8 protein-coding genes are annotated in these 8,886 nt (G+C 60.6%); 6 read left to right on the top strand and 2 right to left on the bottom strand.

From position 1 onward, the window contains the following. Nucleotides 1-757: 757 nt before the first annotated feature. Complete coding sequence (locus CVS28_RS17525; RefSeq protein WP_279325083.1) at nt 758-874, bottom strand: NAD(P)-dependent oxidoreductase; 117 nt, start codon at nt 872-874, stop codon at nt 758-760. Nucleotides 875-1,327: 453 nt separating this feature from the next. Beyond that, a complete protein-coding gene (locus tag CVS28_RS17520; protein ID WP_103467394.1) occupies nt 1,328-2,392 on the bottom strand; it encodes a LacI family DNA-binding transcriptional regulator in 1,065 nt (354 codons plus the stop codon). 212 nt (nt 2,393-2,604) lie between these two features. Here CVS28_RS17520 and CVS28_RS17515 point away from each other — a divergent pair, with 212 nt between their 5' ends. From CVS28_RS17515 to CVS28_RS17490, 6 genes are read left to right on the top strand one after another with little or no spacing between them, the layout of a single operon-like run. Further along, nucleotides 2,605-3,936, top strand: coding sequence for an extracellular solute-binding protein (locus tag CVS28_RS17515; protein ID WP_103482316.1), 1,332 nt, complete (start codon nt 2,605-2,607; stop codon nt 3,934-3,936). Then, a complete protein-coding gene (locus tag CVS28_RS17510; protein WP_243399958.1) occupies nt 3,933-4,922 on the top strand; it encodes a carbohydrate ABC transporter permease in 990 nt (329 codons plus the stop codon). The genes CVS28_RS17515 and CVS28_RS17510 overlap by 4 nt, the downstream gene beginning before the upstream one ends. A 2-nt stretch (nt 4,923-4,924) precedes the next feature. Next, nucleotides 4,925-5,815: a carbohydrate ABC transporter permease gene (locus CVS28_RS17505; RefSeq protein WP_103467392.1), complete on the top strand. Its 891-nt coding sequence runs from the start codon at nt 4,925-4,927 to the stop codon at nt 5,813-5,815. 22 nt (nt 5,816-5,837) lie between these two features. Beyond that, nucleotides 5,838-7,043, top strand: coding sequence for a Gfo/Idh/MocA family protein (locus CVS28_RS17500; RefSeq protein ID WP_103482315.1), 1,206 nt, complete (start codon nt 5,838-5,840; stop codon nt 7,041-7,043). Beyond that, a complete protein-coding gene (locus CVS28_RS17495; RefSeq protein ID WP_103467390.1) occupies nt 7,040-7,738 on the top strand; it encodes a ThuA domain-containing protein in 699 nt (232 codons plus the stop codon). Before CVS28_RS17500 ends, CVS28_RS17495 begins: the two co-directional genes overlap by 4 nt. Further along, complete coding sequence (locus CVS28_RS17490) at nt 7,723-8,856, top strand: Gfo/Idh/MocA family protein (protein WP_103482314.1); 1,134 nt, start codon at nt 7,723-7,725, stop codon at nt 8,854-8,856. The genes CVS28_RS17495 and CVS28_RS17490 overlap by 16 nt, the downstream gene beginning before the upstream one ends. Nucleotides 8,857-8,886: the final 30 nt, after the last annotated feature.

Raw genomic sequence — 8,886 nt, 5'->3', positions numbered from 1 at the left:
ACCCTTCCTCAAACAGATCGACGGCAGTTAGCCGCTGCTCGGCGGTCAATGAACTATGCGGACGCATGAAAAACTCCCCGGAAGTAAAGATCTGAATTAATCAGTCCAACTTCCGGGGAGCAGTTCATCCCCGGAATGTTTGTCCGGTGATGGGAGCCTTTTACTTTAATCCCCACAAGAACCTGCGCTGGAGCGTGGCCGCCGCCCCAACAGAATCTGCACCCGCACGATCGCTAGCAACGGGCTTGCCGTGGCCCAGCGAAGCAGCGAGTACAGCAGCTGTGTGGCTCCGGGCATGAAGTCAGAACCGTGGTGGTGCCAGTCCGCGGCCCGCTTGGTGAAGTAATCCCACATCGGGTCCTTCGGTAGACGCAAACGAGTGCCAGTGTGGGCGCCGGTACGCCATGCCCAAAAGACGGTGGGCCGGAAGGTGAAGCACAACTGCGGTAACCATTGCTCAACGGTATTCTCCCCCAACACAATCACCGTCTTGCCCGGATCCTCCAAAGCCGCCCGTAGTGCAGCAGCCCGATGAGTGGGGGCCTCACGCGTTTACTCCTTCGCGCGAGATCAATTCATCCGTGCTCAATTCGTGCGTGGTGGAACGCCCGGCAGTGGCGCCTTCAAACCAGGCCACTTGGTTGAGGCCCATGCTCCGCCTTGAATAGCGTTCGTCACAGAACCCCTCTAAGTCCAGTCCGCCGCGCACAAGGACCTCACCGGCACCGAGCGGGTAGGAGTAGTCCAGCGGCAGCGATTACGGCTCAATCACATCAAGAACGGCACTGATGCGCCCCGATACGGTTTCGACCCGCAGCGCTTGATGATCCACCAGCATCCCGCGTGCTGCGTTAATGACCGTTGCCCCGTCCAGGATGACCTTTTTGCCCCACGGGTTGCCGCAGTTCGATCACGCGTCCCCGATCTTTGAGACGCCGATCTTTGAGACGTCGATGATGCCACCATGATTGCTCCCAACGAGGACTTTAGCGATGGAGCATCCAGCTCTCATGGTGTTTCTGCAGGGCCAAAGCCCAGAGTTCATCTCAGCGTTGTGGGCTTTTCGGGTTACAAACAGCAGCTCATGCGGAATCCACGATTGAAACTACAGCTGCTACGGGTGGGTCTGAGGCGAACTACACCAGAATTGGAGCATCGGCGGCCCTTTGTGGCGACCCGTGACAAGCAATGGCACCCTGGACTCTCTCCGGACGCCATTTTTCGCGTCTGGTCAGGCTCCTCGCGTTCGGCAGGAGTCAGCCTCCCACTGCCGCCTGTCACCTTCGCTTGTCCAATACCGTGGGCGTTACGCCGGGGCCCAGTGCAATCATAAATCCGAACCAGCGGGCACGTGGTTTGTGCGCGGCGGGGCCGTGGAATCCCGGATGACAAGTTCGGTGGCCAATTCCATGTGCGAGGAATCAAGCATCTCCCCCTGAGCCAGGCGCAAAACCGCACGGAGCGCAGCTCGGCCCATCTCCTGCAGCGGCTGGGCCACTGAGGTCAACCGGGGCAGGGTTTGTTCCGTCAGGGGCGTGCCGTCAAAGCCCACAAGACTCAAGTCATCAGGGACACGCAAACCCCGGTGCCGAACCTCCTCCAAGACACCCAACGCTGTTGCGTCACAGCCGGCAAAGATGGCCGTGGGCGGTTCAGCCAGGTCCAGAAGCTCTCGCGCGCCGGCCAAGCCGAACGCTTTGCTGAACTCGCCGACCAGCACATATTCCGGCCGCGACGAAATTCCGTGTCCCATCAGCCCGGCCAGATACCCGTGCAGCCGGGCAACACTGCATTCGGCAGCTCGAGGCCCACCCAGAAACGCTATACGCTGATGACCCAAAGAGATCAAGTGCTCAGTGGCGGCCTTGCCACCGGCCCAGTTCGTGGCCCCTACGCTGGTGTAGCCATGGCGCGGCGGATTCAAGGGATCAATCACGACCACCGGAATATTCCTGTTCGCGAAAGAGTCGAGCTGCTGAGTCGTCATCTCCGAGGTCACCAAGATCAGGCCCTTGCGCCCGGACTCAACCATCCGTTGCGCCCATTCTTCATGGTTCGCCCGGTGCAATTTCGCGGGCGTGACGCTGCCGACCACCACATCGACATCCTCGGTGGCCGCGTAATCAAGGATACCGGTGAGGATTTCCATGGAGTACTGGGTGGCGGAACCGTCAATCACCAGATCCACCATGGCCGGCCCGGTGGACCTGGCTCTGCGCTGCATGGGAGATTCGTAACCCAGTTCCGCCAGGGCAGCCTGAACGCGAGCCCGGGTGGATTCTGCAACATCGTCGCGGCCGTTGATTACCTTGGACACCGTGGGCGCTGACACTCCTGCCAGCGCCGCAACCGTGGCAAGCACGGGTTTCGTCTTCGAACGCGCTTCGCGCATTGACCCACCAGTCCTTTCGAAATGTTTCTGTTCTCGCCAGTGTGCCGGAATGTAGAGCTGGCAGTCAAATGGTCACATGAAACCCTTGACGTGTGAGCCTAGTCACGATTAGATTCTACACAGCTACAGAATTAGTTGCGAAATATTTCGAAAGTGTTTGCAAGCATTGTCACACATCAGCCACCCAGTGGCTCTTTTCAATGGAGATAAGAATGGAACACAGCACCGCCTCTCGCCGATCATTTTTGACACTTGCAGGACTGGCCCCTCTCGCCGTGTGGGGCCTCACCGCCTGCGGCACCTCTGGCCCCGGCGGTAACTCCGGCGGCGCCGGATCCGCCAGTATCTGGTCGCTGACCGGAGCTCCCGGTGAGACTATCCGCACGGCCACTGTTGACGCATTCAACAAGTCCAATCCGGACAATCAGATCAAGCTCACCTTGTTCCAGAACGATGCCTTCAAAACCAAGATCAAGACGGCCATCGGCGCTGGCGAAGCTCCCACCATGATTTACGGGTGGGGAGGCGGAGGATTGAAGACCTACGTCGAAGCCGGCCAGGTGGTGGATCTGACCGCGTGGCTCGAGGAAAATCCCCAAGTCAAGGACCGGCTGTTCCCGTCCGCATTTGGTGCCGCAACTGTGGACGGCAAGATCTATGCGCTGCCCAACGAGACGGTTGCCCCGATCATTTTCTTCTACAACAAGGAACTCTTCGCCAAGGCCGGCGCCCAGCCTCCCAAAACGTGGGATGAGCTGATGGCCTTGACCAAGACATTCAACGATCTCGGCATTGCACCCATTTCGCTCGCAGGCCAGTCTCGCTGGACCTCCATGATGTGGCTGGAATTCGTGTTTGACCGGGTTGGGGGCCCAGAGCTTTTCAACAACATCTTTGCCGGCAAGGACAACGCGTGGTCGGATCCATCAGCGCTCGAGGCACTGACCAAGATCCAGGAGCTGGTCGCCGCCAACGGCTTCATTAAGGGCTTCTCCTCGATCACCGCCGATTCCAACGCCGATCAGGCGTTGCTCTACACGGGCAAGGCGGCCATGATGCTGCACGGCGCCTGGACCTACGGCAGCATGAAGAACGACGGCGGCGACTTCGTTCCGAACGGAAACCTGGGCTGGTTTGACTTCCCCACCGTTGACGGCGGAAAGGGCGACCTGAAGAACACCGTAGGCAACCCCGGCCAGTACATGTCCATCTCGGCCAAGGCAAGCGCCGAGGAGCAGGCAACTGCCAAGAAGTACTTCGCCGAGGGCCTGCTGACCCCCGCCGAGGTCACTTCCTGGATCGAATCCGGCGCCGTGCCGATTGTCACGGGCATCGAAGATCAGCTGGCGGCCACCGATGCCAAGGAATTCTTGACGTACGTGTACACCACGGCCAAGGACGCGCCCAACTTCCAACAGTCCTGGGACCAGGCACTGAGCCCCACCGCCGCCGAGGCCTTGCTCAACAATATCGACCAGTTGTTCATTAAATCCATCACGCCTGAGCAGTTTGCCAGCAACATGAATGCGACTCTTGGCCAATGAGCTCCACCATGACCGTTGCCGACAGGAGCGCTGGCGCCGGACAGGGAGCCAAACGGGCCCGACGCCGCAACAGTAAAGGCACGGGAAACCCGGCAGATGGCCCGCAACGAAACTCCACCGTGACGGGGCGCTTGAATTGGCTTGTTGTGCCGGCGCTCATCATATTCTTGGCGTTCGCCATCTTGCCGTTGGCCGGGGTGTTTCTGCTGAGCTTCACCGACTGGGACGGCATTGGCTCCATAACTTTCGCCGGTGTAGAGAACTGGATGCGTGCCTTTGCCGATCCCACCATGTACCACGCACTGTGGCTCACGTTGGTGATCATGGCCCTGTCCTGGATCATCCAGACGCCCATCAGTCTGCTCCTGGGAACTTTCACGGCGGGCTCACAAAAATACCGGGCCCTGCTGGCAGTCCTGTACTTCCTTCCCCTCTTACTGTCCTCGGCGGCGATCGCCATCGCCTACAAGTCGCTGCTGGACCCAAACTTCGGTCTTGCCGCTGGTTTGAACATGCCGTTTTTGGCACAGGACTGGCTCGGACACCCCCAGCTGGCCTTGGGCGTGGTGATCTTCGTGGTGTCCTGGCAATTCATCCCCTTCCACACGCTGATCTACCAAGGCGGCGTGCGCCAAATCCCCAAATCCCTGTATGAGGCTGCCTCCATTGATGGGGCCGGGCGGGTCAAGCAGTTCTTTTACATCACGGTGCCTCAGCTGAAATACACCATCATCACCTCGTCAACCCTGATGGTCGTGGGTGCTGTGACCTACTTCGACTTGATCTTTGTGATCACCGGTGGCGGGCCAGGCAATGCCACCCGAAATCTGGCACTGGACATGTATCTGACAGGATTCAAGGCCAACCAAATGGGCCAGGCCAGCGTCACAGCTGTGATTCTGGTGCTGTTGGGCCTTGGCATCGCCCTGTGGCTGCAACGACTGGGCGGCAAAGACAAAAACGGCAGCCAATTGGAAGGCATGTAACCATGGCAACAACTTTGCCCTCACCAACATCCCCTGCTCAGCGGTCACGCCGGCCGGCCACCGTGGCGGGTGCCCGAATTCGCAAGCTCAACCTGCCGGCGGGAGCTGCCGGGTGGATCTGGCTGGCCGTCATCATCATCCCCATCTACTACATTGTTGTCACGTCCTTCAAGAGCCAGGCCGGCTACTTCAGCCAAAACCCGCTGGCCCTACCCGCAGAACCCACCTTGGACAACTACAAGATGGTGCTCGCCAATGACTTTGGGCGGTACTTTCTCAACAGCGTCATCGTCACACTCGGTGCCACCGTGCCGGCCGTCGGCTTCTCCTTCATGGCGGCGTTCGCGATCGTACGCGGCAGGGGACGTTTCCTAAAAACTGTCAATGGCCTATTCCTGATGGGCCTTGCCATTCCGCTGCAGGCCACCATCATCCCGGTGTATCTGTTGATCATCAAGCTCAACCTCTATGACTCGCTGTTGGCCCTGGTACTGCCCTCCATCGCGTTCGCCATCCCGCTAACGGTGCTGATCCTGTCCAATTTCATCCGGGATGTCCCCAATGAACTGTTCGAATCCATGCGCCTTGACGGGTGCAGCGAATGGCAGACCATGTGGCGGCTGGCGCTGCCATTGACCAAACCGGCCATCGTCACCGTCGCTATTTACAACGGGCTGGGGGTTTGGAACGGTTTCCTGTTGCCGTTGATACTCACCCAGAGCCCGGAGCTGCGGGTACTCCCCCTGGCGTTGTGGACCTTCCAGGGCCAATACTCCGTCAACATCCCGGCCGTGCTCGCCTCGGTGGTGCTGACTACGCTGCCCATCTTGGTGCTGTACGTGATCGGCCGCCGGCAACTGCTCAGCGGGCTCACCGCCGGCTTTAGCAAATAACCACCGAAAGGACTCTCACTCCATGCCGAGGCAACAAAAACCTGACCTCCGGGTAGGGATGGCTGGCTATGCCTTCATGGGCGCCGCCCACTCCCACGCTTGGCGCAACGCCCACCGCTTCTTTGACCTGCCACTGACCCCTGAATTGACGGCGATCGCTGGACGGAACCAATCCGCCGTCGAACATGCCGCCGAAAAAATGGGGTGGGCTTCCACGGAAACCGATTGGCGGGCGCTCATTGAACGCGACGACATCGACCTGATCGACATCTGCACCCCCGGAAACACGCATGCTGAAATTGCCATCGCCGCACTCAAGGCCGGCAAGCACGTGCTGTGTGAAAAGCCGCTCGCCAACAGCGTTGCCGAAGCCCAGGAGATGACGGCCGTCGCCGCCGAAGCTGCCAACAACGGGGTATTTGCCATGTGCGGTTATTCCTACCGGCGCACCCCGGCCCTGGCACTCATGAAATCCATGATCGACGACGGCAAACTTGGCACCATCCGCCACGTCCGGGCTCAGTACCTCCAGGACTGGCTCTCGGATGAAAACGCGCCGCTGACCTGGCGGATGGACAAGTCCAAGTCCGGTTCGGGGGCACTGGGCGACATTGGTGCGCACAGCATCGACGCCGCCCAATTCGTCACCGGACAACACATCACCGGCGTCTCAGCCCTCATGGAAACCTTCACCACCCAACGCCCCACAGGCGGGGACTTCGTTGGTCTCGGGGGCACGGGAACTGTCGACGAAAACACCGAAATGGGCCCCGTCACAGTCGATGACGCTGTCATCTTCAGCGCCAGGTTCGACGGCGGCCCCATCGGCGTGTTTGAAGCGACCCGTGCCGCCTTGGGCAGGAAAAACGCGATGCGGCTGGAGGTCAACGGCTCTGCAGGTTCGCTGGCCTTCGACTTCGAGGACATGAACTTCCTGCAGTTCTATGACGGACGGGATGAGGCAGGTGTTCGCGGCTTCCACCGCATCATGGTCACCGAACCCGAACATCCTTATGTGGGCAATTGGTGGCCCACAGGTCACGGTCTTGGCTATGAGCACGGCTTCACACACCAAGTGGTGGATCTGGTGACCGCGCTGGGCAACAAAACCCAACCCACGCCCTCATTCGCTGAAGCCCTGGGCGTCCAGCGCGTGCTGGCCGCCGTAGAAGAAAGCGCCACCAACAACAGCCACTGGACCACTATTAACCAAGAGGACACCCCATGACACCATCAAAAAACGCACTTGTGGTTCGCGGCGGCTGGGACGGCCACCAGCCCGTTGAGGCCACCGAGCTATTCATCCCCTACCTGCGCGCCAACGGCTTCGAAGTCCGTGTCGAGGAAAGCCCCGCCATCTATGCCGACGCCGATTACATGGCCGGCGTGGATCTCATCGTCCAATGCAACACCATGACCACCATCGAACCGGAGGAATTTGAGGGCCTGCGCGACGCCGTCGAGGCCGGCACTGGCTTGGCCGGATGGCACGGCGGCATCGCCGATTCGTACCGCAACAACTCCGACTACCTGCACCTCATCGGGGGCCAGTTCGCCTGCCATCCGGGCAAGCACGCCGATGAACGCGTCGGCGAACAGTCCGATAATTATGTTCCCTACACTGTCACGATGACCCCGGAGGCCGCCGGCCACCCCATCACCGAAGGAATCGGCGACTTCGAGCTGGTCACCGAACAATACTGGGTGCTGGCGGACAGCTACATCGACGTCCTCGCCACCACCACACAAAAAGTTCGGGAGTGGGACCCCTGGCACCGTGAGGTCACCTCCCCCGCCATCTGGACCCGCCGGTGGGGCAACGGCAAAATCTTCGTCGCCACTCCCGGCCACCATGTGGACATTCTGGAAAATCCCAACGTTAAAACCATCATTGAAAGAGGCATGCTGTGGGCCAGCCGCTAAACGTACTGAACATTGGCATTGTGGGCTGCGGAAACATCATCGCCCAATATTTGGCCACCCTCCCCTCGCTGGAAACCCTTAAGCTGGTTGCCGTGGCTGATCTGGATCTGGCCCGTGCCGAGGCCGTGGCTGCGGAGCTTCCCGGCGTCCGGGCACTGTCCGTGCAGGAGTTGCTGGACGACGGCGAGGTGGAGCTGGTCTTGAACCTCACCATTCCTGCCGCGCATGCGCAGGTCGCCCTGGCGGCCATCGCCGCCGGTAAGCATGTTTACGGTGAGAAACCTCTGGCAGCCACCTCGGCTGAGGCCGCCGAGGTGCTGGCTGCCGCTACTGCCGCCGGCGTCACGCTCGGTTGCGCCCCGGACACCGTTTTGGGGACCGGGACACAGACGGCACGCCGAGCCATTGACGACGGCCTGATTGGCCGCCCCATCTCTGCAACGGCCACCATGATGTGCCCCGGGCATGAGCGCTGGCACCCCAATCCGGACTTTTACTATGTGCCCGGCGGTGGCCCGCTGCTGGACATGGGACCGTATTACGTCTCGTCGCTGGTGACGCTGCTGGGTCCGGTTCAATCCGCTATTGGTGCAGCCAGTCACACTCGGGACTCCCGCACCATCGCCACCGGGCCCCGGGCCGGGGAGCAGATTCCGGTGTCAACAGATACCCACGTCAGTGGCGTGCTGATCCACGAATCCGGTGCGCTCTCCACACTGGTCATGAGTTTCGATGCTGTGGCCACGCAGGCCGCCAACATTGAAGTCCATGGCGAAACGGGTTCCTTGATAGTTCCCGACCCGAATATCTTTGACGGCGAGGTCAAGCTGCGCCGCCTCGGCGATTCTGAGTGGGAGACGCTGCCTGTTTCCGGTGGTTACGTGGATGCTTCCCGTGGCATTGGCCTGCACGATCTCGCCACCACTGCCCCAGGCCGTGAGCCGAGGGCAGGAGGCGCCCTAGCCTTCCACGCGCTGGAGGTGATGGAATCGGTCCTGCGCTCTGCCCACACAGGCCAGCTGGTCCAAATCGAGCGCACCTGCCCCCGCCCGGACGCCGTGCCGCTAACGCAGACGACGCTCACCCGCGAGGCCCTGTCAAGCCCCGCCCGCGCGTAGTTTTTCTGGCAATAAAAGAGGACCAACCCG

Source organism: Arthrobacter glacialis (assembly GCF_002909415.1).
In the GTDB taxonomy this organism is placed as follows: Bacteria; Actinomycetota; Actinomycetes; order Actinomycetales; family Micrococcaceae; genus Specibacter; species Specibacter glacialis.
This window is presented reverse-complemented; position numbering and strand designations above follow the sequence as displayed.

What these genes read in the sequence shown, in the direction of transcription:
- CVS28_RS17505 (WP_103467392.1), top strand. Translation starts at nt 4,925, where the DNA reads ATGGCAACAACTTTGCCCTCACCAACATCCCCTGCTCAGCGGTCACGC.
- CVS28_RS17520 (WP_103467394.1), bottom strand. Translation starts at nt 2,392, where the DNA reads ATGCGCGAAGCGCGTTCGAAGACGAAACCCGTGCTTGCCACGGTTGCG.
- CVS28_RS17515 (WP_103482316.1), top strand. Translation starts at nt 2,605, where the DNA reads ATGGAACACAGCACCGCCTCTCGCCGATCATTTTTGACACTTGCAGGA.
- CVS28_RS17500 (WP_103482315.1), top strand. Translation starts at nt 5,838, where the DNA reads ATGCCGAGGCAACAAAAACCTGACCTCCGGGTAGGGATGGCTGGCTAT.
- CVS28_RS17510 (WP_243399958.1), top strand. Translation starts at nt 3,933, where the DNA reads ATGAGCTCCACCATGACCGTTGCCGACAGGAGCGCTGGCGCCGGACAG.
- CVS28_RS17495 (WP_103467390.1), top strand. Translation starts at nt 7,040, where the DNA reads ATGACACCATCAAAAAACGCACTTGTGGTTCGCGGCGGCTGGGACGGC.